Here is a 26,433-nt window from a genome sequence, read left to right as displayed (position 1 = left end):
GGGTTTATGATTCGTAACTATTTAAAAATCGCGTGGCGCAATATCCTGAACAATAAGGTTTATAGCGCAATTAATATATTGGGGCTTGCCGCAGGCATGGCGGTTGCGCTGATTATTGGTCTTTGGGTAGCCAATGAATATTCATACGACAGGTTTTTACCCAACTATGAGCAGCTTTACCAGGTTGAACAGCATTTTACTACCCAGCGTGATGGTGAGCACACACAAACGGCGGTTTCATTGCCATTGGCCGGGGTATTGCGCAAGGAAATTCCGGGCATAAAACGCGTGGCCGAAACAGATTGGGTAGGCATGCAATGGCACGATCTGTTAGTAGGTGATAAAAAGCTCTATGTTGCCGGAGGCGCAGCTAACCCCGATTTTTTACAGATCTTTAAATACGCCTTTGTAAAAGGTAATGCTAAAGATGTGTTTACACAACCAAATTCCATCATCCTTAATGAATCTACCGCGAGAGCACTTTTCGGCGATGCCGATCCGATCAATAAAGTAATACGTTACGATAATAGTCAAAATTTGAAGGTTACGGGCATAATAAAGGATATCCCTAAAAATGCCACGCTGCAATTCAGCTTCCTGACCCCTTTCAGCTTTAAAGAAGCAACCGAGGGCTGGATGAAAGGAGCCCGCACCACATGGACAAACAACTCCTTTAACATGTACCTGGAGCTGCAACCCGGTGTTACTATGGAGCAGATTGCACCAAAAATTAAAAACATAGTATATGATCATAACGAACAGATGCGCCCGGCAAAACCTGAAGTAATTATTCATCCATTAAAAAAATGGCATTTGTATAATGATTTCAAAAACGGTAAGGCTGTTGGCGGTTTTATTGATTATGTGCGTATGTTTAGCGTGATAGGTGTTTTGGTGTTGCTTATTGCCTGCATCAACTTTATGAACCTTTCAACCGCCAGGTCTGAAAAACGGGCTCGCGAAGTAGGGGTACGCAAAGCCATTGGTTCGCAACGCGGCGATCTGATAGCCCAGTTCCTCGCGGAGTCGATAATGATCACTTTCATTTCATTTTTGTTGTCGATAGTGATGGTGCAGCTGGCTATCCCGTCTTTTAATGCTATCGTAGGTAGCGCTATTAGTATCCCATATACCAATGTTTTGTTTTGGGCTATGATGATAGCCTATGTGCTGCTTACTGGTTTGTTAGCAGGTAGTCGTCCTGCATTTTATCTATCGTCATTTAACCCTGTGCAGGTATTAAAAGGTACTATTAAGGTTGGCAGGTCGGCTTCATTGCCGCGCAAGGTGTTGGTAGTAATGCAGTTTAGCTGTTCTGTTGCTTTGATTATCAGTACTGTTATCGTTTATCAGCAAATACAACATGCTAAAAACAGGCCTACCGGTTATAGCTCAACCCGTTTAATGATGACCGACATGAGCGGCGATCTTGAAAAAAACTACAGCGCTTTAAAAAACGACCTGATAGCCAGTGGAACGGTGGAGGGCGTGGCCTCTGCGTCAAGCCCGGTTACCAATATTTATAGCCATATGGGTATTGATAACTGGCCCGGAAAAGGAGGGGGTGAAACAGGGATAAACGTTGGAGCTATCTCTGTATCTCCTAATTACTTCAAAACAATGGGCATGACCATGAAAGAAGGCCGTGATTTTTCGGCCGAATGGGCATCTGATACAACAAATGTTATCATCAACGAAGCTGCCGTAAAGCGCATGGGCTTAAAAGATCCGATTAACAAAGTAATAAATTATAGCTTTATGGGTCGGGTTCATATTATAGGTGTGGTTAAAGATGCCCTAATGGAATCGCCATTTACACCTGTGCAGCCGGCTGTATTTAATCATGGCAGGGGGGGTAACAACATCATGTATCGCCTGGCACCTCACGTAAATATGCAGGATGCCATTAAGAAGATAGGGAAGATCTTTGATACCTATAACCCGGCATATCCGTACATCTATCAGTTTGTTGATGAGGAATACAATCGCAAGTTTAGCCTCGAGGCCTTAGTTGGCAAACTTGCCGGCGTTTTTGCCGGATTAGCTATTTTCATTTCATGCCTTGGTTTGTTTGGGTTAGCTGCGTACGTAGCCGAGCAACGCACCAAAGAAATTGGTATACGAAAAGTATTGGGTGCTTCAATAGCACAGGTGTGGCTGCTGCTATCAAAAGAATTTATTTTACTGGTGATGTTAAGTTGCATAATAGCAACGCCTGTAGCTTTTTATTTTTTGAAAGACTGGCTGCAGAAATATGATTACAGGATAACAATAGGTCCGGGAGTGTTTGTGCTTTCGGCAGTGGCAGCAATCGTTATCACACTGGTTACGATAAGTTTCCAGGCTATAAAGGCAGCGTTGACAAATCCGGTGAAAAGTTTGAGAAGTGAGTAACCTCACCCAAACCCTCTCCAAAGGAGAGGGCTTTAAGAAGATTAAAACACATAACTAATAACTAAATATATCACAAGTACAATTCCTCCCCTTTGGGGAGATTAGGAGGGGTTTATGATCAAAAACTACATAAAAATTGCATGGCGAAATTTGGTGCGTAACAAGGCTTACGCAACCATCAGTGTTATTGGTTTGGCTTTGGGTATAGCCTGTGGCGTACTAATATTTACGCTGATCACTTACCACCTGAGCTTTGATACCTTTCATAAGGATAAAGACAGGATCTACCGTTTTTATACCGAGTTTCACGATCAGGGTGTAGACCGGGTAGGCGCTATTCCGCAACCGATGGCCAAGGGTTATCGAAATGACTTTGCTTTTAGCGAAAAAACGGCGAGATATATCAGCTTTAATAAAACGCTGATCACGATTACCAAGGGAAGTGAAGTGAAAAAATTTGGTGAGGATGATGGCGTTGCGTTTGTTGAGCCCGAGTATTTCAATATCCTGAATTTTCCGTTGCTCAAAGGTGATAAGAAAACCATGCTTGTTAACCCCAATGAAGCTTTAGTTACCGAAAAAGTGGCCCAAAAATATTTTGGTAATGATAACCCCATAGGCAAAGTTTTCAAGCTGGATAACAACATCAACGTTACTATAACCGGTGTACTGCAGGATTTGCCAAATAACACCGACCAAAAGCAACAGATTTTCATTTCGTATGCAAGTATGGAAGCATATGCAGGTAAAGGCCGTGAAAATAACTGGGGTGGTGTTTACAGCGGCTGTCAGGGTTTTACCAGGTTGAAGCCCGGTGTAACTAAAGCACAGGTTGAAACTGCCATGCTGCAATTGGTTAAAAAGAATTACACCGGCAGGGATTTGCAGGTTTGGCGCTTTAAATTACAACCTATTGCCGAAATGCACTTTGACCGTGAACTTGGTGGTTATGCCGATAAAAGCTATTTATGGGCGCTGTTCTTTATCGGTGTGTTCCTGATCATTACAGCCTCGGTAAACTTTATAAACCTGGCTACGGCCCAGGCGCTAAACCGCTCAAAAGAGGTAGGCATCCGTAAAGTATTGGGTAGCCAGCCTTTTCAATTATTTTGGCAATTTATTGCCGAAACGGCTATCATCAGCATTATTGCTGTGGGAGTTGCTATTGGCTTATCAGAGATTGCTTTGACGCCATTAAACAATCTCTTCCATGCAAGGATGACCTTTAACTGGGCCGAATTGAGCGCTTTTATAGTTGTTATTACTATTGTTGTTGTATTTCTTTCGGGTTCATATCCTGGTTTGGTACTGGCAAGGTTTCAGCCAATTAAAGCGCTTAAAAGTAAACTGTCCCAAAAAGATGTAGGTGGTTTTTCGTTGCGCAGGGTACTGGTAGTTACCCAGTTCACTATATCGCAGGTACTTATCATCGGTACTATCATCGTAGTATCGCAATTACATTATTCACAAACTGCCGATCTGGGCTTTAATAAAAATGCCGTAGTGCTTGTGCCGCTTCCTCAAAACGATAAGATGAAAATGAGCACGATGCGTAATCGCCTCAGCGAAATTAAGGGTGTTGAAAATGTATCTTACTGTTATAACCCGCCGGCGTCGCGTTCAAATAGTAATACCGGTATTCAATATGATAATCGTGCCGAAGACGAGCATTGGAGCATCAACACCAAACAGGCCGACGAAAATTACATTTCCACTTTTGGCATTAAACTGATTGCCGGCAGAAACTTCTTCAAAGGCGATTCGGTTAAAGAGTTTTTGGTGAACGAAACCTTCGTTAATAAACTGCACCTTAAACCGCAGGATGTGATAGGTAAACAAATGGCAGTTAATGGCCGCGACTATAAAGGGACTATTGTAGGCGTAATGAAAGATTTTTACAATTATTCTTTCCATTCGGAGATTTCACCATTATGTGTGATGCCTAACTATCAGTCACTATCTACCGTTGCCGTGAAGATAGATATGCGTAATGCCAAGGCTACACTCGCGGATATTGATAAAATCTGGAACCAAACTTTCCCTGAAGAATTATATTCTTACCAGTTTCTGGATGATACCATTGCCCGTTTCTATGAGATGGATAAAATATTATTAACCCTGGTTGAAGCGTTTGCCGGTATCGCAATCATCATAGGGTGTCTCGGTCTGTATGGCCTGGTATCGTTCATGGCTGTGCGTAAAACCAAGGAGATCGGGGTTCGTAAGGTGTTGGGTGCAAATATCAGTAGTATCTTATGGTTGTTTGGCAAGGAGTTCAGCATATTGTTGCTTGTTGCATTTGTAATAGCCTCTCCGCTGGCCTGGTGGGCAATGCATAATTACTTAAAGGATTTTCAATACCGGATTAGTATCGGTCCACAAATATTTGTGATGGCCATACTATCTACATTTATTATAGCATGGATCACGGTAGGTTACCGCGCTGCAATGGCGGCGCTCGCCAACCCGGTTAAAAGTTTGCGTTCCGAATAAATAGTCATTGAGTCATTTGCTTCGTGTCATTAAGTCATTGAAGAATGAGCAAAGCAAAAAATGACCTAATGACGCATTGACCTAATGATATAGAATATGATTAGAAATTATCTGAAAATAGCCTGGCGAAATATCGCAAACAACAAAGCTTATACAGCTATCAACGTTTTAGGATTGGCAGCTGGGATGGCTGTTGCCTTGATGATAGCGCTTTGGGTTGCCCATGAATATTCATATGACAGATTTTTGCCCGATGCCAAGAGGGTATACCAGGTTCGCCGTAATTTTAACAGTAATGGCGAAACATTAACGTTTAGTTCAACCTCGCTAAAACTGGCAGATGTGTTGAAAGCTATGCCCGAAATAGAATATGTAGCACCCACAGATTGGGGGGGCACACATGGGTTAATGGTAGGCGATAAGAAGTTATCTATTGATGGCGTGCAGGCAGGTAGCGATTTCCTGAAAATTTTTCAATACAATTTTTTACAGGGGAGCCGTACAACCGCTTTGAATGATCCATATTCAATTGTATTGACCAAAGCTACTGCTCTCGCTTTATTTGGCGCGGAGAATGTGATCAATAAGGTAGTTAAGGTTGATAATAACTACAATTTAAAAGTTACCGGCGTGATTCAGGATGTACCGTTGAATTCTTCGCTTCAATTTAAATATGTTATTCCATTCAGTTTGATGGAGCAACAGCCTTACATGAAAGACGCCCACGATAGCTTTGGTAACAATAGCTTCGAGCTATTTGCAAAGCTAAAACCAAGTGTAACGTACGAACAACTGGCCCCAAAGATCCTTCATATCGAAAAAGGCGAAAAAAATATAAATGCCGAAAACTCCGACGTAATTATGCAGCCGATGGTCGACTGGCATCTATTGTCCGATTATAAAAATGGAGTTGCTGCAGGTGGTTTTATTGATTATGTACGCACCTTTAGTATTGTTGGTGTACTGGTACTACTGATAGCTTGTGTGAATTTCATCAACCTCACAACTGCCCGGTCTGAGAAACGCGCACGCGAGGTTGGTATCCGTAAAGCTATCGGATCACAACGTCAGCATCTGATATTCCAGTTCTTGACAGAATCTACATTGATCACACTGATCTCTTTTATATGCTCAATGCTTTTTGTTCAAATAGCGTTCGGGCCGTTTAACTCGCTTACCGGTACTACTATTTTTATCCCCTTTAACAGCGTAATTTTTTGGTTGATTGCCATTGGGGGTGTATTGCTTACAGCCCTGGCGGCTGGTAGCCGCCCTGCATTTTATCTTTCGTCATTTAATCCGGTTAAGGTATTAAAAGGTACTATTCAGGTTGGCCGCTCAGCATCGTATTCGCGTAAAGTTTTAGTAGTGATGCAGTTTAGCTGCTCAATAGCGTTGATCATAAGCACAGCTGTTATTTACAGGCAAATTCAGTATGCCAAAAACCGCCCGGCGGGATACGATATTAATAGGTTAATAGCCACTAATGCCAATGAAGATTTGGGTAAGCACTATTCTGCTTTTAAAAATGAATTATTGCAAAGCGGCGTGATTGAAAGTATCTCCACAGCATCAAGCACCATTACAGATATTAACATGCACAACAACCTTGACCAATGGCCTGGTAAATTTGCCGGCGAAACCGTTGAAATGGGAGTAATAGCTGTAGCTAATGATTATTTCAAGACTGTGGGCATGAAAATGCTTGCCGGCAGGGATTATGATAATGTTGTGTCCGATTCATTGAATATCATTTTTAATGAAGCAGCGGTTAAGCGCCTGCGCCTTAAAGGTGATCCGATAAGCCAGGTAATAACTTATGGAGGTAAGCAGCGCAAGATAATTGGTGTAGTTAAAAACGCGCTGATGTTATCGCCGTTTGCACAGGCCGACCCAACCATGTTTGTGTATAATAATGATCCGCATCAAAACATGATTTACCGCCTCTCGCCTAAAGTGAACCCGCATGATGCTATTGATAAAATTGGGCAGGTGTTTTCAAAATATAGTCCGGCCTATCCCTATACCTATCGTTTTGTAGATGATGATTATAACCGCAAGTTTGGCCAGGAAGTACTGGTGGGTAAATTGTCGGGCATATTTGCCGGTCTGGCTATTTTTATCTCATGCCTTGGTCTGTTCGGTTTAGCGGCGTACATCGCCGAGCAGCGTACCAAAGAGATAGGCGTACGTAAAGTATTGGGCGCAACAGTAAGCCAGTTATGGTTTTTATTGTCGAAGGATTTTGTATTGCTGGTGATTATCAGCTGTATCATAGCATCACCGGTGGCATTTTATTTTTTGCAGAGCTGGTTACAAAAATATGATTACAGGATAACCGTGGGGCCTGGTGTGTTTATTATATCGGCAATAGTTGCCATAGTTATAACGTTGGCAACAATTAGTTTTCAGGCTATTAAAGCGGCAATTGCCAACCCGGTTAAAAGTTTAAGAAGCGAATAACCTCACCCAACCCTCTCCAAAGGAGAGGGCTTTAAGTGATACTAATTAATCAATATTAATAATTCCTCCCCCTTGGGGAGGTTAGGAGGGGTAAATGATAAAAAATTACTTCAAAACCGCCTGGCGGAATATCTGGAAAAGCAAGGTTTTTTCGGCTATCAACATTTTTGGGTTGGCCGTTGGTATGGCAGCCTGCATCGTGATCACGCTTTTTGTTTATTACGAAAAAAGCTTTGATAACCTGCATACTAAAAATATCTATCGCTTAAACGAGGTGCAAAAGTTTGAGGGAATGGGAGCCACGCAAAAAGTTGCCTTATCTATGTTCCCAATGGGGCCAACGCTTAAAGCCGATTTTCCGGAAATAAAAAACTTTACACGTGTTCGCTGGCAGCAAAAGTTTCCGCTCAATAACGGACTTAAACGTGTGTACATGCCACAGGTATTCTTTGTGGATTCGGTTTTTTTGAAAATGTTTGATTTCAAACTGCTAAGGGGCGACCGGGCAACTGCTTTGTTAAAACCACGCAGCGTTTTATTAACCGAAGATGCCGCTAAACGTATGTTTGGCAATGATGACCCGATTGGTAAAACGGTTACCAATTACGGGCAGGATACCATAACCTATTCGGTTACCGGCATATTGGCTAATGTGCCCAAAAACTCGCAATTGCAGTTTGATTGCCTGTTTTCGTTCAGTAGTATTTATAAGAAATGGATGTTTACCAACTGGGGCGGTAACTGGTTAAATACCTATCTTGAACTGGCCCCTGGTACAAATGTAGCGGCTCTTGAAAAGAAATTTCCGGCGTATCTTGAAAAGTACAGGGGCAAAGGCGGTTCTAAAAATTATGAATTGTTCCTGCTATCACTTAAGGATGTGCATGCTAATTCTGCCGATATAGGGTTGGATTATATCAACTATCAGAAATTTGACAAACACATCACCAACCTATTTACTGTGATAGGCATTATTGTTTTGATAATTGCTTGTATCAACTTTATTAACCTTTCAACTGCGCGCTCATCTGAGCGAGCTAAAGAAGTGGGCGTACGCAAGTCAATAGGCGCCGGGCGTTTTCAATTGGCTATGCAATTCCTTGGCGAAACGGTGTTGCTTTCCCTGATAGCTTTAGCTTTTGCCTGTGTTTTGGTAAGCATCGCAATCCCATTTGTTAATGGCTTAAGCCAACGTGATATCAGTTTACCTTTGCATGATAACAAGATGCTTATAGGGGTGGTGCTTATTAGCACTGTGCTTGTAGGTATTATTTCAGGGATATACCCTGCGCTTTTTTTGTCGTCGTTTCAACCGGTTAAAGTATTGAAGGGCGCTTTAGCATCGGCAGGAGGCAATAAAGTGCCATTGCGCAATATTTTGGTAGTAGGCCAATTTACAAGCGCTGTAATTTTGATGATAGCTACCGTGTTGGTAATCAAACAGCTTAAGTTTATGCAGAAAAAAGATCCCGGTTTTAACCGTGATCAGATTGTTAATGTTCCTTTAGGTTTGATCCCTCAAAACAAATATGATCTGTTTAAGCAGGAATTACTCTCCAATTCTATAATACAGGGAGTTACCGCATCGCAGGATATTTTAGGTAGTCACCTTGATCAAACAGGTATCTCCTTCAAATTGGGTGATTCACCATTACGCCAGCTTACCTCAACCTTGCTGGTGGTTGATAATAATTACCTCGATCTGTATAAGATCAAACTGCTGATGGGCAAGAATTTTTCTACCGATACTTCGGCTGTTTGGAAACAGTATATCATCAACGAAGCACTGGCTAAAGAGTTGCTGAAAGATCATAAAGGGAAAAATATGGAATCATTACTGGGGCAGAGGTTTGGTTTTGATTCTCTTGGGGTAATAACAGGTATAGCCAAAGATTTCAATTTCAATTCCCTGCATTATAAAATCGAAACGCTGTTCCTTGTAAATGGAAAAGGGTTTAACCAAATGTCGGTTAAGATTAACGGCGGTAGGGCTAAGGATGCTGTTGCATTTATCCAATCAACCTGGCAAAAGGAATTTCCGGGGATACCCTTTGAATACCAGTTTCTTGACGATCATTTTAAAGAAGTTTACAGTGTTGACAATCAGGTAAGCACTGTAGTAAGTATTTTAGCCGTGTTGATCATCATTATATCCTGTTTGGGGTTATTCGGTCTGGCATCATATTCGGCCGAGAAACGGGTTAAGGAAATAGGGGTACGCAAGGTGCTTGGTGCATCGGTACAAAATATAGTACTGCTGCTTTCGGGCCATTTTGTAAAATTGGTGCTCATTGCCAACGTTATAGCATGGCCGATAGCATTTTATGCCATGAATAAATGGCTGCAGGATTTTGCTTATCGCATTGATATTAGCTGGTGGATATTTGGCATGGCTGGTTTTACATCATTGGTTATAGCTTTTGCTACTGTAAGCTTCCAGGCCATTAAGGCGGCTGTAGCTAATCCGGTTAAAAGTTTGAGGAGCGAATAACCTCACCCAAACCCTCTCCAAAGGAGAGGGCTTTAAGAGTCGAAGAGCAAACAACAATTCCTCCCCTTTGGGGAGGTTAGGAGGGGGAAATGATTAAAAACTATATAAAAACAGCATGGCGTAACCTGGTTATGAACAAGGTTACTTCGTTAATAAGTATTGCGGGATTGGCAGTTGGAATAGGCTGCTTTATATTGTTGGCTACCTACCTGTTAAATGAATTACGGTACGATAGGTTTCATGTAAAAGCCGATAGGATAGTCCGTGTGGTTTATAATTATAAATCGTCGGATGATGCCGAGGCGAAATCGGTGGCGGTAACGCCAACTGCGCCGGTACCTGTATTTAAACAGCAATTGCAGGAAATTGAGGATGGTGTACGGATTTCATGGTATAATAACCCGGTGCAGTATCAGGATAAACTATTTAATGAAAAGCGGTTCTTTTTAGCCGATGAAGCATTTTTCAGGATCTTCAGTTTTAGGTTTTTGAGGGGGAGTGCAGCTACCGCACTTAAAGACCCCTCAGCCGTGGTGATTACAGCTTCTACCGCAAAAAAATACTTTGGAAATGAGGATGCTATAGGTAAGGTTTTGAAGGTTAATAACAAGCAAAACATGATGGTTACAGGCGTGGTGGAGGATGTGCCTGAGTATTCGCAACTCAAATTTGATATGATTGGTTCGTCTGCAGGTTCGGAACATGCTAAAACACGCAGATGGGATTCGGCTAATGATTATTCGTACCTGCTGTTAAAGCCAGGCGTTAACAGAGGGGCGATTGAGCAAAAAATGAATAGTTATGTGGCCGAAATGTTTAAAGATGATTTCAGGCAGGGACATAAAATGTGGTTCAAACTCGAGCCCCTCACCGATGTTCACCTGAAATCAGCGGCTACATATCCACTAACACCATCCGGCAATATCAAATACATTTACATTTTGGGTGCAGTGGCGATTATCTTATTGCTGCTGGCTTGCGTAAACTTTTTAAACCTGGTAACAGCCAAGGCTATAGAACGCGGCCACGAAATAGGGGTAAGAAAGGTAATGGGTGCTGCACGTTCGCAACTTTTTACACAATTTATCATCGAATCTGCCATGATCACCCTCGTATCGCTGTTTGGGGGCCTGTTTTTGGCGAATTTGAGCTTTAAATGGTTCAGCGATTTTTCGGGACAGCAGTTGGGCTTTCAAACCTGGAATCCATCATGGCTGATCATGGCCATGGTTGCCTTATTTGCAACAGTAACTTTTTTGGCCGGCACTTATCCATCATTATATCTGTCAGCATTTAATCCTATTGTTACTTTAAAAGGAAAACTCACAAATACTTCCGGCGGTCGGGCTTTACGGAGATCGTTAGTTATATTTCAATTTGTGGTATCCGTATTCTTCATGATCTGTACGGTTATCGCGGGTAGCCAACTGCGGTATATCCAGCACCTCAATATAGGTATCAACAGGTCGCAGGTGATGGTGATTGATATCGGCGGCAAATCATTAAAAGATATTAAGTCATTCAATAACGAGGTAACTCAATTACCGGGAGTGCTTAATGCTACTGCTTCGTATGATTCGCCGGTTGATGTTCATGGTGGGTATAGCATTAACCAGGCCGATGGCAAAAACAGCGACTATAATCTTTCGGTAACAGCATTGCCGGTAGAGAGGAACTTCCTGACAACGCTTGGTATTAAACTGGTACAGGGCATTGATTTTACAGATGCCGATGAAAAACGCTCTACTGATCCTGATGAAAATAAGCGCTATTACGGTTTTATTATCAATGAAAAAGCCGCCAAAGCATTGGGCTGGAAAGCAGAAGAAGCAGTAGGCAAACATATTGGTCTTAATGGACGTACCGGCGAGGTCAGAGGAGTTGTACAAAACTTTAACTTTGCGTCCCTGCACCAGGAAGTTACGCCAATTGTGATGTTTACTGAAGATTATTTCGGTAAAATCCTCATCAAAACTTCCGGAAATAATATTGCTCAAACCATATCCGCAGTAAAAGAAAAATGGACTGCCTTTAATCCCGCTACTCCTTTTGAATATCACTTCCTTGATCAGGAATTTGATGATATGTACAAAGCCGAGCAGCGCACCGGTTCTATATTAACTGCATTTACTCTGGTTACCATATTTATCTCCTGCCTTGGTTTATTTGGACTGGCAGTATTCTCAACCAGGCAAAGGGTGAAAGAAGTTGGAGTACGTAAAGTTTTGGGTGCAAGCGTTTTCAGTATAGTGAAGCTTGTTTCGGGCGATTTTTTGAAACTGGTGATCATATCGGTTATCATAGCGTCGCCGATAGCCTGGTACGCCATGCACCGCTGGCTGCAGGATTTTGCTTATAAGATCAGCATACAAATATGGGTATTCATAGCTGCAGGTACGGCGGCAATACTTATCGCTTTTATTACCGTGAGTTTGCAATCACTTAAGGCCGCGCTCGCTAACCCGGTTAAGAGTTTACGCTCGGGAGATTAATTTTCAGGAGAAAGGTAAAAGGCGAAAGCTGAAAGGTTTATTAGCGTTGATGTAATGTTAAATATACCTTTCAGCTTTTTGTTTTACTTAAGCTCTGTAGAGCACCGAAGTTTTGGATCCCGCCGCCACTACCTGTTTGCGAAAAAAAATACCTTTCACCTTTTGCCTTTTACCTTTCTCTTCAAAAAACACTGTATCATAACCGTACGCATCTTGTTACATAAGCGTACAGTGAAGTTTTGATAGGATGGTTTAATTTGTTGATAATTAGTTAGATATAACTTTGGTATGTTATTGATATGTTAATCGCAAAATGATGAGTATTATTGTTTAACTCATTTATTTACTAACAAACTAATTCAATAATTAAAAATGTTATCACTGCAGCATATTTCAAAGTATTTCCAGGTAGGGGGCAACAGAAACATCATTCTTAACGATCTGAGCCTTGAGGTTGACGAAGGCGAATTTATTTCTATCATGGGCCCTTCAGGTTCGGGTAAATCAACGCTGCTGAATATCATCGGTATGCTCGACGAACCATCTGACGGTTACCATTATTTTGAAGGTCATGCGGTGCATCAGCTTAAGGAAAAACAACGCTCGGCTTTATACAAGCAATATATTGGTTTCGTTTTCCAGGCTTACCATTTAATTGACGAGCTTACCGTTTATGAAAACATTGAAACCCCACTTATTTACCAGGATTTTAAAAGCGCTGAGCGTAAAGCCATGGTTGCCGATATGCTCGACCGCTTTAACATTGTTGGCAAAAAAGATCTTTTCCCGGCACAGTTATCGGGCGGACAGCAGCAGCTTGTGGGCATAGCGCGCGCGCTTATTGCAAAACCAAAATTGTTATTGGCCGATGAACCAACCGGTAACCTCAACTCAAAACAAGGGGAGGAGATTATGGAACTATTCCGTAAGCTGAATAAGGAAGATGGTGTGACCATTATACAAGTTACCCATTCCGAAAAAAATGCCGAATACGGTTCGCGCATTATCGATCTGCTGGATGGCAGGATCGATTCATCAAGAAAACTCTGAACTCAATAATAAAATGCGATACTATAAATTACTATTTCTCGGTCTTGTTACGTTGTCGTCGGCAAAAGCGTTTGGCCAGTCTGATACATCCCTTTCGTTGCAGAAATGCATTGATATTGCTATAAAAAATAACCTTGATGTAAAGCAAAGCGAATTAAAGGCCCAAAGTGCCCGCATTGATTTTATGCAGGCTAAAGAAAACATGCTGCCAACTTTAAATGCTAATATAAACCACGGTATAAACCAGGGGCGTAATATTAACCCCTTTACAAATACCTATGTAAATCAATCATTAACTTACGGCAACTACAGTCTCGAATCAAACCTTACGCTTTTTGGTGGTTTACAAAACGTAAATGCTATCAAACAAACTTCGCTGGCTTACCAGGCCGGTAAAATGGATTTGCAGCAGGCTAAAGATCTGGTTACTATAAATGTGATTACTGCCTATTTGCTTGTACTGGATAATACGGAATTGTTGGCACAGGTTAAAAACCAGGTTGATGTTTCGGCAAAGCAGGTTGAAAGGCTAACTGTTTTAGAAAAGGATGGTGCTAATAAATTGCCATCTGATCTATATGATTTGCAGGGTACACTGGGCGATAACAAGTTGAACGTTGTTGCGGCTAACAGCGCGTTGGAAAGTGCCAAACTGAGCTTGTTACAAATACTTAATATCCCATATAATAAAAATATTGTATTGCAGCCCATTAACGCACAGGACGTTTCAAATCAAACTGCGCTCACGTCCGATCAGGTTTACGATACAGCGTTACAGCAACTGGCCTTAGTTAAAGCCGCCACGCTTCGCCGTCAAAGTGCCGAAAAAGCAGTCAGCGTAGCTAAAGGGGCTTTGCTGCCAAATGTTTCGTTATATGGCGGTCTGTACACCAATTATTCAAGTGCTGCGCAGACCTCGGTGTTCACCGACTCATCAACCGTAAATACCGGTAACTTTATAAATACGCCAGGTGGTAAGCAACCAGTTTTAACTACGCAGGCCAATTATGTAAATAAAGATATCGGCTACTATGACCAGTTTAAAAATAATTACAGTACACAGTTTGGTGTAAGTCTAAAGATCCCGATCTTAAATTATTTCCAAAATCACAATAAAGTGGCCAAAGCCAAGATCGATTTACTCAATTATAAATACATAGAGGAAAATACTAAAATTAAGCTGAAACAGGATGTTGAACAGGCTTATCTTAACATGACATCGGCCTATAACAGGTATACTGTGCTCCTTGAGCAGGTTAAAGCCTACGCCGAATCATTTCGTACTGCCGAAATACGGTTCAATGCAGGTGTTTTAACTTCCGTAGATTATGTAGTAGCAAAAAATAACCTTGATAAATCAAAGATAAACATGATCAACGCCCGCTATGACTGTTACATTTACAACAAAATCCTTGATTATTACCAGGGCAAATTAGCGTTGTAAATGCGACAAGACTAACAAAGCCTATACTTTTATTAAAAATTACAAGTTAAATATCCGGTTAAACTTTACTGAATTATCAGTTGGGTTTAGCCGGATATTTCTAATTTAGCAGCGGTTTTGCAAACAATAAGGTTTATCAAGACTTAATACATCATTCAAACACCTAAAAAAATGAAAAAAGCAATTTTACTTTCCTTATCTATTTTTTTACTGTCAGTCGGCGTTTCAAAAGCCCAGGTTATCCCGAGCTTTTCTTTCGGCCTTAAAGGTGGTTTAAACTATTCAACATTTCCCTCAAACGGAGTTTTTAACAACGATAATAGAGCAGGTTACCAGGCTGGTGCATGGGCACGGATAGGTGGCCTGGGCTTAATTTTTCAACCCGAACTTTATTATACCAATAAAAGCGTAACTGTAAATAATGGAGGTGTTTCAAATAAACAAAGCTTTAAAAGTTTTGATGTTCCATTACTTGTAGGTGCTAAAGTTGGTGCTTTAGGTTTAGGTGGAAGGTTTTATGGTGGGCCGGTGCTTTCATTTACAACCGGAAGAGATAGGGATGCATTTAACGATGCAACAGCTTTAAGGTATAAAGACGCGAACTACGCAATACAGGTGGGGGCAGGTGTTGATATCAGTAGCCTGTCTATCGATCTTCGTTACGAAGGTGGTTTAAATAAAATAGCTTATGGCAACGATAATTCACACACGCGTGTTAGCTTGTTCAGCCTTGCTGTTGCTTATAAATTGTTCTCATTATAATCTCCCAGTCCCTCAAAAATACTGAAAGACCTGCCGGTAACGGCGGGTCTTTTTTGCGTTAGATCGGAGTGTAAACTTTCCTATTATTCAAGTTACGCAATCGATTGTATATTTAGTATTATATTTTAGCTTTTATTTGATAGAATAGTATTATGCTTATTGTACAATGTACACCTATATTTAGGTGCCATTTATGCGTTAGTTATCTGTTTAAACGCAGGTTTCGGACATTTCCTAAAATTCAGGGCAGATGAAAAAATACCTTTCAATCTCATTTTACAAAATTTTGTTTGCGCTATCGCTGATAGGGAACAATGCTTCTGCTCAAACGGATACAACTTCGAGGCTTATCCGACTTAATCAAATAGGCTTTTACCCTGGTGCCATAAAAAAGGCCATTGTTTTAAGTGACAGAGGAAGCGACTTTTTTATCCAAACCCTTCAAAAGCAAATAGTATTTACCGGTAAGCTTAAATCATCGCTTAAACCAAACTTTGCCGGTCATATTGTTCAATTTGCCGACTTTACTACGTTCGGCAAGCCCGGTAGATATGTGCTTTATGTCCCATCTGCAGGTTATTCTTATCCCTTTGAAGTTAAGGCTTCGGTTCATAAAGCGGTGGCCGTTGCTGCTATCAAAGCCTATTATTTTATGCGCTCAGGCACACATTTACCCGAAAAGTATGCCGGCAAATGGCACCGGGCCGAAGGTCATCCCGATACTGTTGTACTGATCCATCCATCTGCCGAAAGTGAAGGGCGGAAGGCTGGCTCAATAATCTCATCACCGCGCGGTTGGTATGATGCCGGCGACTATAACAAGTATATTGTGAACAGTGGTATTACAACAAGTACGCTGCTTTCTTTATTTGAGGATTTCCCCGCCTATATGAAAACAGTTAAGCTTAATATACCCGAAAGCAGCAATAAAATTCCGGATGTTTTGGATGAGGTGCTTTGGAACCTGCGTTGGATGCTTACTATGCAGGACCCCGCCGATGGCGGCGTATATCATAAGCTTACTAATGCTGCTTTTGATAAGTTTGAAATGCCCGATAAAGACACATCGCCACGTTATGTGGTACAAAAAGGTACTGCGGCTACGCTTGATTTTGCGGCTGTTATGGCGCAAGCTTCCCGCATTTTTAAACAATATCCTAACGAGCTACCGGGCTTAGCCGATTCATGTATCAATGCTGCTCAAAAAGCCTGGAATTGGGCTGGTAAAAATCCGTTGGTGGCCTACCGGCAGGATGAGATGAACAAAAAGTTTGAACCGAAGATCACAACAGGCGGTTATGGCGATAATAACTTTACCGATGAGTTTATCTGGGCGGCATCTGAGCTGGCAGTCAGTACCGGTGAGGTTGACTATCTTAAAAATATTAATCTTTTGCCTGATGACCGGATGCCGGTACCTACATGGTCGCAGGTTAGGCTGTTGGGGTATTATACGCTGATCAAAAATGATATAACAGGAAAAACTGTGCCCGTGTTGCCGGAAATCAGGAAGCGACTTATCAACACTGCCGATGATATGATAAATGGGGTTGACTCAAACGCTTATCAAACAGTGATGACTAAATCAGCCAGGCATTTTGGCTGGGGCAGCACATCCGAGGCTGCAAACGAAGGAGTTCTGCTTATCCAGGCTTACAAGTTATCGGGCGATAAAAAATACCTGGATTATGCTTTAGCAAATCTTGACTACCTGCTTGGTCGTAACGGCACAGGTTATTCTTTTGTAACAGGGTATGGTACTAAAACGCCAATGCATCCGCACCACAGGCCTTCTGCAACTGACGGTATAGTTGACCCAATACCAGGCCTGCTTGTTGGCGGCCCCAATCCAGGTATGCAGGATGGTGTCAAATTGCCATCAAAAGTGCCCGATGAGGCCTATATTGATGATGAGCACGCTTACGCCGCCAATGAAATAGCCATAAACTGGAATGCCCCGCTGGCTTATCTGGCTAATGCGTTAGAGGCTTTGCAACACAAGTTAGCGAGCCAGACCACAAGATGATAAAGCATTAGGCAGATATCTGCGACAGATCAACCTTCAAGACCCGGCAGGTTGTAAGACTTTATTGTCGCAATAAAAAGAAAGCGCTTCTCCAATTAATTAGAAGCGCTTTTTGTTATTTTAAGAACTTACAAGGTCTCTAAAACTTCGTAAGTTTGAATTTATCGTTACTTCACCACCTCAACCCATTGTCCTTTCAATAAGCTGCTGATCTGGTTATTATACATCGCCTCGCAATAAACAGTCGGTAAATAATATTTACCGGTGTATGCTGCATTAAGCATTACATAATAGGTTGATTCCTGCCCTTCATACAAACTGAAATAGGTGTTCACCCTGTCATCACGGATGTCGCGGTAATCAGATGGTGATGATTTAAACGCTTCGTCGCCAAGCAGCCGGGTATTCAGGATCTCCCAGCCCGACGGAAAAATCTGGGTGAGGGCCAGGTTATCATACCTGCCGCGTTTACCGGGGTTTTTGATGTTTATCTGTGCTACAAAATCGGTCCCTTGTTTTAATGATGATGGGTCTATCGGTTTACCTTTAAGCGAGAAATAACCAACACGCATCTGTAATACATCCGGATTGATGATAGATTTGGTATCCTGTCCTGATGATGGCTGGCCTTTTTGTATCAGCCTAATGTACAGTTTATTGTTGCTGTTGTTCTTGAGGTAAACTTTACCGCCATTGCCGGCCAGCGCCCCTTGCCATAAATATGAACTTGTACTAATGGTGGCTTTGGCGCTTCCTGCTGCATAGTTAAATTCAAGTTTGCCTGCAGGTTTGTTTTGCTCGTAAAACTGGGCCAATGCTATCAGCGAGTATGCTGTAGTTTGGGTGCTGTACCAATCATCCTGTGATAAACGCGCAGCAACGGTGTGCACCAATCCGGCCGCTTTTTGTTTTTGGCCTAACAGGGTAAGGGTTTCCAGTATCATTGCCTCATCCCTTAAATCGGATCCATAAGTGCCATAAAGACTATTGTATGGTTTAACGGTAGCTGATAATCTCGCAATCATTCTTAAACCAACTTCGGGCTGTCCCGCAAGCTTATAAGCCGCTGCAAGTCGCCAGGCCGCTGCATCACTCAGCAATGCAAACTCACGCAGCCGGTTCATTGCGCCCATTTCGGGTGAGCGGGCCAGTGCCAGCAGATATAAACGATAGGCCTGGGTAAGGTCATCTTCATAATAATATGGCTGCTTGCGTGGTGCCCAGCTCAGGGCTTTTTCTTTTTGATACTTTCTCCAGCGGTCAATAAAGCCGATCGGCATGCTGAAGCCTTTTGCCTGTGCTGCTAACATGAAATGCCCCGCATAATTGGTTCCCCACTCATCGGCTTCGCCGCCGTAAGGCCAGTAGCTTAAGCCACCGCCCTGTACCTGGAAGCCATTGAGCCTGTTAATGGTGGCTTTAATATTCCGGTCGGTTTCGGCTCTTTGTTTTGGTGAAAGGTCAAGCAACTGGTTCAGGTATAACTGGGGGAAAGCTGATGATGTGGTTTGTTCCACACAGCCATGCGGATATTCAATCAGGTAATCCAAACGTTTTGAAAGATTCAACGGCGGGATATAAGCTACTTCAAGCGTGGCTTTATTAGTACCGTTGATACCAACCGGCTGATAATCGGTATTCCACACTTCGCCCGGCGCAAGCTCTTTCTGAACAATGCGGGTAACCGGCGGATTAGGGTTGCGAACGTTAAGATCAACATCATAAGCAGCTGTTTCCGAACCGCTTTTGGCAATTATTTTTACTTTACCTACGCCGACAAAATCTTTAACGTTCAAATCAAAGGTTACCATCTGGTCGCCGGGCTTATCGAAAGTCAGCGTCTTTTGATTATTGCCGCCAAGATTACTGAAAGCATTGCTTTGCACTTGTATGTCAACGGTTTTAATATTGTTCTCCATAGCGAAAACGGTAACCGGTAACTGGATGCTTTCGGACGGGCCAAGCACACGCGGCAGGGTAGCCAGGATCATCAAGGGTTTTTTAACAGCTACAGCTTTTTCGGCAATACCATAAGCGCCGTTATGCCCGGCTACTATCATGGCCTTAACAGATCCAACGTATTGCGGCAATATAAAGCGCTGTGTTTGCTTTTCACCGGCATCGAGATGGAAAGGCCCAAGGAATTTTACAACAGGCTTAAAACGGTTTACAGATACGTTTTTGTTGGTACCGAGGTTTCCGTCGCCGCCAATGCTTAAAATTCGATCCAGCCCTCCGCCAAACGCGCCTATCACATAGTCGAACAGATCCCAGGTTTTTACGCCTAAAGCTTCATGAGCATAAAAGGTATCATGTGGATTCGGCGTTTTGTAATTGGTGATATCAAGCAGGCCTTCATCAACAATTGCAATAGTATAGGTCATTTCCTTGCCAGATGCTTCGGATACGGTAATGGCCGACTGTGTTTCCGGCCTGATCTTATCAGGCATGCTGATGATTGGTTTCAGGACCGTTTCTGGATTTTCGACCTGCAGCGGAATGGCGCCATACATGCGGATAGGTAGGTCATTAACCGTTTGCGAATGTTTTTGAAGCAGGGTAACGTTAACAAAAACGTTCGGTGCCATTGTTCCATCAACAGTAAATGTATATCGGGTTTGTCCCTTTTTCGTATCTATCCAGGTTGTTTTTAAAACCTTGCTGCCGTTTTCAAAACTAATCAGTGCTCGACCAGCTTCTCCTGTTGGAATGGTCAAAGTTGCCTCATCGCCAACTTTATATGCAGGTTTATCTGAAGTGAAAGATAACATCGCTGCCTCGGTAGGATTGGTGGATTGTAACCTTTCCGACCAGTTTGGCCAATCCACATAAATGATCTTACCTGTTGAATGGCCTGTTTGTTCGTCTTTAACTTTAATGAGGTAGCGGCCCCAGTCGGCTTTGTTGATATGCAGCTTCCATTTCCCTGCGCCACCGGTAAGCCTTACGGTTTCAGTTTTGATAAGTTTATTATACTTATCCTGGGTAAAGTTACTCATTTCATTGCCGGTTTGATCCCACCACCAGCGCCATTGTACCTTGTATAGTTCAACCTGCACGTCGCGGCTACCCGGCAGGGCGTTTCCATTTACATCAACATCGGCTATGTCAACTAAATGGTCCTTATCAGTAACCAACATGCCCGAAAGGTCACTGCCTTCAGGTGTCTTGATCCCTACGTAGCCTGGGTAAACGTTATAAGGCATGCTCACCTGGTTGATGCTGAAATTACCGCCCGGCTCAAATACCTTAACCAGGAAATTCGCACGAAGCTGACCAGGGGCCTGTTTCTCCACATTTACATTTGCGTCAACATCGGCCGTACCTGTTTCGCTTAGTTTGCCATCAAAAACGGTTTGAACCTGCGTATTAAAAGCCAGTGTAGGATCATCAAAAACATAATCTTTATATTTTTTGAAGCTGGTATTCTGTGCCGATAAATAAGCATCAACTTTGGCTTTTAAGTTTTGGGCCGCACCACCAAAAAGCCATTGTGCGCTTAGTTTTCCATTGGCGTTGTTTCCTTTGGTCAATTCAGCAGCCCCGCCGAAAGACAAGCTAAGCTTAAGCCGGTTAGGCATTATGGTTTCAACCTTTATCTTTTTCTCAAAAGTAGCGCCGCCAACCTTAACCTTAGCTGTCCAGTTACCGGTAGGGGACGAGGTTTCCGTCGCTGTATGGAAACTGTAAAATCCATCTAAGCTTTTGGTTTGGGTAATGCGCCTGTAAAGCTTATCACTTGGATCATACAATTCAAATTCGACAGGATGATCGGCCGGAAGAGTTTTTAATTTATCCTCCAGAATAAAAGATGTATAAATGGAGTCTCCCGGACGCCAAACACCGCGTTCGCCATAAATAAATCCTTTGAGGCCATTCTGCACTTCTTCACCGCCAACATTAAATCTTGACAGAGGTAAAGAGCTTCCGTCATCCAGCTTTAGGTAACCTCGCTGTACGCCTTTTTTGGCTACCAACAGGTACGGTTTACGCTTCAGGTCGAATTTGGCAAGCCCATCGCCGTCGCTGGTTGTTTTGTAAATCACCTGTTTTTGGTAGTCAAGTAATTCCAAATCCACGTTATTCATCGGCTGGGCACTAAGTATATCAGTAACAGCTATCAGCATACTGTTATCATTGCCACGTTTGGCAATAAGACCAATGTTTGAGGATATGATGTTTCGGGTAGCCCAGCGTTGCTTACTATAATACGAATCTGTGCACGCATCGTCGCGTTCCTGCCAGTTATACCCTTCGGGATAGTAATTGTCGTAGCGTTTCCAGAAGTCGTCGTCCTCGTCGCTTACTTTTGATGAATTGTCGCTGTATTCACCGCCATAGTATTCGCCTTCGTCACTATCACCGTTATCTTTTTGAACTTTACCGCTATAAACCTTGCAGTTGAACAACGAGTACGACCGCCTGAAACCGATTACCACGCGATAGATAGCGCCGGGTTCAGTTCGGATCATCTGGTCAAGATCAAGCATAAAGCGGTTTTTCTTGTGCAGGTTAAGACCTTTATCATTATCCAGGCGGATAGTTTTTTGCACTATGGGCTTACCAACCTGCCTTAATTCGGCACTGCCGTCAAAACCATTGCTTTGAAAGTATTGAGGTACGTTGTTTTCGTAGATCTTGATGATGGTGACATCAACCGCGTTCAGGTTAATTGCTTCAAACGGCATCATAATGCGGCCCGAATCGGGGAGGATCACACCCTTGCCGGGGATAGTAACTGCAGGCAAACGATTTTCAAAGAATAAATTAGCGGTATAACCCTTCGTGATCCTTTTAAGGAGCGTGTTTTTAATGCCTTCGTTCACAGATATGGTGTAATCCCCCTGCAAACGATCAGGTGCGTAAACTTTGACCAGGCTGCCATCTATGCTATAAGCAGGATCAGTTATATTATTGATTGTGATAAGCCCGTTAAGCTCCTGGCCAACCAAAATGTTATCCGAAAACTGTACTTCAACATACTGATCATTGTCCTGCACAGCGCGGATATTCAGTACCTTAAAATCGCCAATGGCGGGCACTTCAAAACTCTGGTTACCTTTTTTATCTACGCCAATGCTGCTGCCATCCCACTTAATAGTAAGTGGATTGGCTTTGCCTGCAATACGGGTTAAGCCGGTTATGGTAAAATGATGGTTTTTGTGGGCAGCGTCATGCTCCCAGTTTATTTTTACCGGAGATGCGTAGTTGGGTATGAGGATCTTATCAACAGCCGATGGATCTTCTGCATCGGCTGTTTGTACATCGCCAGTCAGTTTCATTTCGGTGTTTGAAGTGCTGGTTGCAGTTTGCATGCCAACAAATGAAACCGTAAAATCGGGCTGAATAATCTGGAAATTAAATTTAAAGTGTTCAAAATGATCCGACACTTCAATAAGCTTGCTCAATTTAAAATCGGCAGTATAGTTTTTACCGGGGTCGAGCTTTTCATCGGGCCTGAACTCGATGGTACGCGCATCCGTCCAGATAGCTTTTCCTTTTATAGCTGGTGAAAAGTTGAAAAGATCTTCGTTTATCTCCTCATTTTGCTGGTGCGTTACCTGCACGTCACTGGCCAGCCTGATACGAATGGGGCTCTGTTTGGAAATAACACCAGTTGTATACGACTCGATATACTTGCTGAAAGCAGGATCAACTATTGTTTTTTTATGGCCATGAGCTACCAGGTATATGATAAGTAATGCAAGAGCAATGGTAGTGACAACAGTGATTAAGGTTCGGCGTTTGCGGAATTGATTGTATCCGTTTTCCATGAATAGGTTTATTTATTATCAGGTAAATTATGAAATTTATGACAATAAATAATTTAAAGCGAAAATTATTTTATCATAACTCCGGGCTTATTTAAAACCGGGATTTTGATAAAATTCATCTCCACAATACTTTCAGGAAGGAATATAAATTTCTTGTCGAAAATGTCTTTGCCTATGTAATAGCTTAGCCAATATTCGTTGTTAAGGCCAAAGGTTTGCTCATCAATAGGCTCGATAAGCTTATATGCTTTGCTGTCAACAACAGGGATCATATGCCTCAGGGTGGAGGTTTTTACCTGTTCACCGTCCTTTTCCCCATAGCCTTTTGAGGTTATGAGCACGTTTTCGATCGGCTCGTTTTTAAGGTTAATGAGATATACATACCATACCTTACTTTCCACGCTCTCGCTCTCTAATGCTACCGCGATAGCAATATCCTTTACATTATTTTCGGGCAGGTCTTTTTTCATTCTTTTGGTTGATTGGGTTAATTAGGCTGATTAGGTGAGTGGTTTAGTAAAGATGCGATTAGAACCATTTCCCTAATCAACCCAATTAACTATTCACTACTTCTTCTTAGTTGCCGCCTTTTTCCTAGCCGGTGCTTTAGTTGCAGTAGGTTTAGCTGAGGCAGCAGCTTTACCAAAGCGGCCTTTCTTTGCATCCTTCGGTGTTGCATCGGCGAGTGCCTTGCATTCCTCGTAGGTCAGGGTCAAAGGATCTTTATCTTTAGGGATCTTAACGTTCAGTTTGCCGAATTCAATATAGGGCCCCCACCGGCCGTTCAATACTTTTACATCCGGATCTTCATCAAAAGCTTTGATTAACTTTTCAGCATCTTTTTTTCGCTTAAGGTTAATGAGCTCAATGGCTTGTTCCTCAGTAACATCATGCGGGTCGATCTCTTTAGGTAAAGATACAAAAGCGCTGTTGTGGCTGATGTAAGGCCCGAAACGGCCGATGGCCACTTTCATTACCTTGCCTTCATACTCGCCCACAACTTTGGGAAGCTTGAATAGCTCAAGTGCTTCTTCAAGGCTGATGGTCTCGATACTCTGTCCGCTCCGAAGACTTGCATAGAGGGGTTTCTCTTCGTTTTCGTCTGTAGCGCTCTCTCCAACCTGTACAAATGGCCCGAAACGGCCTATCCGAACAGAGACTTTTTTTCCGCTTTCCGGGTGGATGCCTAATTCGCGTTCGCCGGTTGCTTTGTCGGCCTTTTCGATGGTGCTTTCAACTTCTTTATGGAATGGATTATAAAAATCATGGAGCATTGCAGTCCACTCTTTCATTCCTTGCGCTATCTCGTCAAATTGTTTTTCAACGCTGGCGGTAAAGTTAAAATCAACAATATCCTTGAAGTATTGTACCAGGAAGTCGTTAACAACTGCACCAATATCAGTAGGGAACAGTTTGCCACGTTCGGCTCCGGTGTTCTCTGTTTTTTCCTCTTTGGTGATGCTGCCCGCCTTCAATGTTAACACCCGGAAATTACGCTGTTTACCTTCGCGTTCTTCCTTAACCACATAACCACGGTTTTGAATGGTGGAGATAGTTGGAGCGTAGGTTGACGGACGCCCGATACCAAGCTCTTCCAACTTTTTCACTAAGCTTGCCTCAGTGTAGCGTGCCGCCGGACGTGAGAAACGTTCGGTAGCCGACATTTCCTGTAATGCTAAACGCTGACCCTTGGCTAAAGGAGGCAGTATGGCATTTTCACCGTCCTGTTGTGGTTCGTCTTCCTCATCTTTCGATTCGAGGTAAACTTTCAGGAAGCCATCAAATTTCATTACCTCGCCGTTTGCCACTAAATCTTCATTACGGGTTGAGATGCTGATTTTTGCTGTGGTTTTCTCAAACTGGGCTTCGCTCATTTGCGAGGCGATGGCGCGTTTCCAGATTAGCTCATATAAGCGCTTTTCTGCCGATTCACCATCGATAGAATGATTATTGAAATATGTTGGCCTGATCGCTTCGTGCGCTTCCTGTGCACTGGCATTTTTGGTTTTATATCTTCTTTGCTGATGGTATTTTTCGCCATAGGCCGATACGATTTCGCTTGCAGCCGAATTTAAAGCCAGTTCAGACAGGTTTACCGAATCGGTACGCATGTAGGTAATGTAACCAGATTCGTATAGCCTTTGTGCAACCTGCATAGTCCGCGCTACTGAATAACCAAGTTTACGGCTTGCTTCCTGTTGAAGGGTAGAGGTAGTGAACGGCGCAGCTGGCGAACGCTTTGTTGGGCGGGTATCTAACAATTTTACATCGAAATCGGCCGCAATACAATCCTGTAAAAACTTTTCAGCATCTTCCTGTTTTGCAAAGCGCTCTGGCAATTCGGCTTTAAATGCTTCTTTGCCTTTACCAAATATGGCTACAATTTTAAATGATGCTTCTGATTTAAATTTATTGATTTCACGTTCACGATCAACAATAAGCCTTACCGCAACTGATTGTACGCGACCCGCTGAAAGCGACGGTTTTACCTTTTTCCATAAAACCGGGGAAAGCTCAAAACCTACAAGCCTGTCCAAAACGCGGCGTGCTTGCTGGGCATTAACCAGGTTATAATCAATTTTACGTGGTGTATCTATTGCTTTTAAAATGGCCGGCTTGGTAATCTCATGGAATACGATGCGTTTGGTATGCGCATCTTTTAGGTCCAGCGTTTCAAACAAGTGCCAGGATATTGCTTCACCCTCGCGGTCCTCGTCCGATGCGAGCCAAACCATTTCGGCTTCCTTAGCTAACTTCTTTAATTCGCTAACCACCTGCTTTTTATCTGCGGGTACCTCGTATTTTTGTTTAAAGTTATTAGCTATATCAATTGCATCTTCCGACTTAACCAGATCACGGATATGCCCATAGCTGGACTTTACAGTAAAGTCCTTTCCAAGGTAACCCTCAATGGTCTTAGCTTTCGCAGGTGATTCAACTATCAGTAAGTTTTTGGCCATTTAATCAGTTTTAGTTTTTGCAAATAAAACATAAAGTAAGCGAAACACCAATTAGTTTTTAGTAAAAGGTGTAAAAGTTGGAGG

General features: G+C 42.6%; 12 protein-coding genes. 9 read left to right on the top strand and 3 right to left on the bottom strand.

The window, feature by feature from the left end; all coding sequences use genetic code 11:
- Positions 1-6: 6 nt before the first annotated feature.
- The 9 genes from ACEN82_RS12920 to ACEN82_RS12880 all read left to right on the top strand — a co-directional run bounded on the left by ACEN82_RS12920 (position 7) and on the right by ACEN82_RS12880 (position 17,615).
- Positions 7-2,394 (top strand): ABC transporter permease, encoded by a 2,388-nt coding sequence (locus ACEN82_RS12920; RefSeq protein WP_413317289.1) that lies wholly within the window; start codon positions 7-9, stop codon positions 2,392-2,394.
- Between the two features lie 114 nt (positions 2,395-2,508).
- On the top strand, positions 2,509-4,887 hold the full coding sequence (locus ACEN82_RS12915; protein ID WP_413317287.1) for an ABC transporter permease: 2,379 nt from the start codon (positions 2,509-2,511) through the stop codon (positions 4,885-4,887).
- A gap of 96 nt (positions 4,888-4,983) precedes the next feature.
- A complete protein-coding gene (locus ACEN82_RS12910) occupies positions 4,984-7,350 on the top strand; it encodes an ABC transporter permease (RefSeq protein WP_413317285.1) in 2,367 nt (788 codons plus the stop codon).
- 94 nt (positions 7,351-7,444) lie between these two features.
- Positions 7,445-9,841: an ABC transporter permease gene (locus ACEN82_RS12905; protein WP_413317283.1), complete on the top strand. Its 2,397-nt coding sequence runs from the start codon at positions 7,445-7,447 to the stop codon at positions 9,839-9,841.
- A gap of 89 nt (positions 9,842-9,930) precedes the next feature.
- A complete protein-coding gene (locus ACEN82_RS12900; protein WP_413317281.1) occupies positions 9,931-12,333 on the top strand; it encodes an ABC transporter permease in 2,403 nt (800 codons plus the stop codon).
- A gap of 372 nt (positions 12,334-12,705) precedes the next feature.
- Positions 12,706-13,383, top strand: coding sequence for an ABC transporter ATP-binding protein (locus ACEN82_RS12895; RefSeq protein ID WP_176624504.1), 678 nt, complete (start codon positions 12,706-12,708; stop codon positions 13,381-13,383).
- 13 nt (positions 13,384-13,396) lie between these two features.
- Positions 13,397-14,827 carry a TolC family protein gene (locus ACEN82_RS12890; RefSeq protein ID WP_090526210.1) on the top strand — a complete coding sequence of 477 codons (1,431 nt, stop codon included), beginning with the start codon at positions 13,397-13,399 and terminating at the stop codon, positions 14,825-14,827.
- A gap of 171 nt (positions 14,828-14,998) precedes the next feature.
- The gene (locus ACEN82_RS12885; protein ID WP_090525381.1) at positions 14,999-15,589 is read left to right on the top strand and encodes a porin family protein; all 591 of its coding nucleotides are present in this window, start codon (positions 14,999-15,001) and stop codon (positions 15,587-15,589) included.
- Positions 15,590-15,839: 250 nt separating this feature from the next.
- Positions 15,840-17,615: a glycoside hydrolase family 9 protein gene (locus tag ACEN82_RS12880; RefSeq protein WP_413317278.1), complete on the top strand. Its 1,776-nt coding sequence runs from the start codon at positions 15,840-15,842 to the stop codon at positions 17,613-17,615.
- Between the two features lie 167 nt (positions 17,616-17,782).
- Here the strand turns inward: ACEN82_RS12880 and ACEN82_RS12875 are convergent, their stop codons facing one another.
- The 3 genes from ACEN82_RS12875 to topA form a co-directional block, all read right to left on the bottom strand.
- Positions 17,783-23,389: an alpha-2-macroglobulin family protein gene (locus tag ACEN82_RS12875; RefSeq protein ID WP_413317276.1), complete on the bottom strand. Its 5,607-nt coding sequence runs from the start codon at positions 23,387-23,389 to the stop codon at positions 17,783-17,785.
- 65 nt (positions 23,390-23,454) lie between these two features.
- Positions 23,455-23,859: a hypothetical protein gene (locus tag ACEN82_RS12870; RefSeq protein ID WP_090525388.1), complete on the bottom strand. Its 405-nt coding sequence runs from the start codon at positions 23,857-23,859 to the stop codon at positions 23,455-23,457.
- 96 nt (positions 23,860-23,955) lie between these two features.
- Positions 23,956-26,349, bottom strand: a complete 2,394-nt coding sequence (gene topA / locus ACEN82_RS12865; RefSeq protein ID WP_413317274.1) for a type I DNA topoisomerase — start codon at positions 26,347-26,349, stop codon at positions 23,956-23,958.
- Positions 26,350-26,433: the final 84 nt, after the last annotated feature.

Source organism: Mucilaginibacter sp. Mucisp73, from assembly GCF_059491465.1.
The sequence above is the reverse complement of the archived record's forward strand: the minus strand, read 5'-3'. Positions and strand labels throughout refer to the sequence as shown.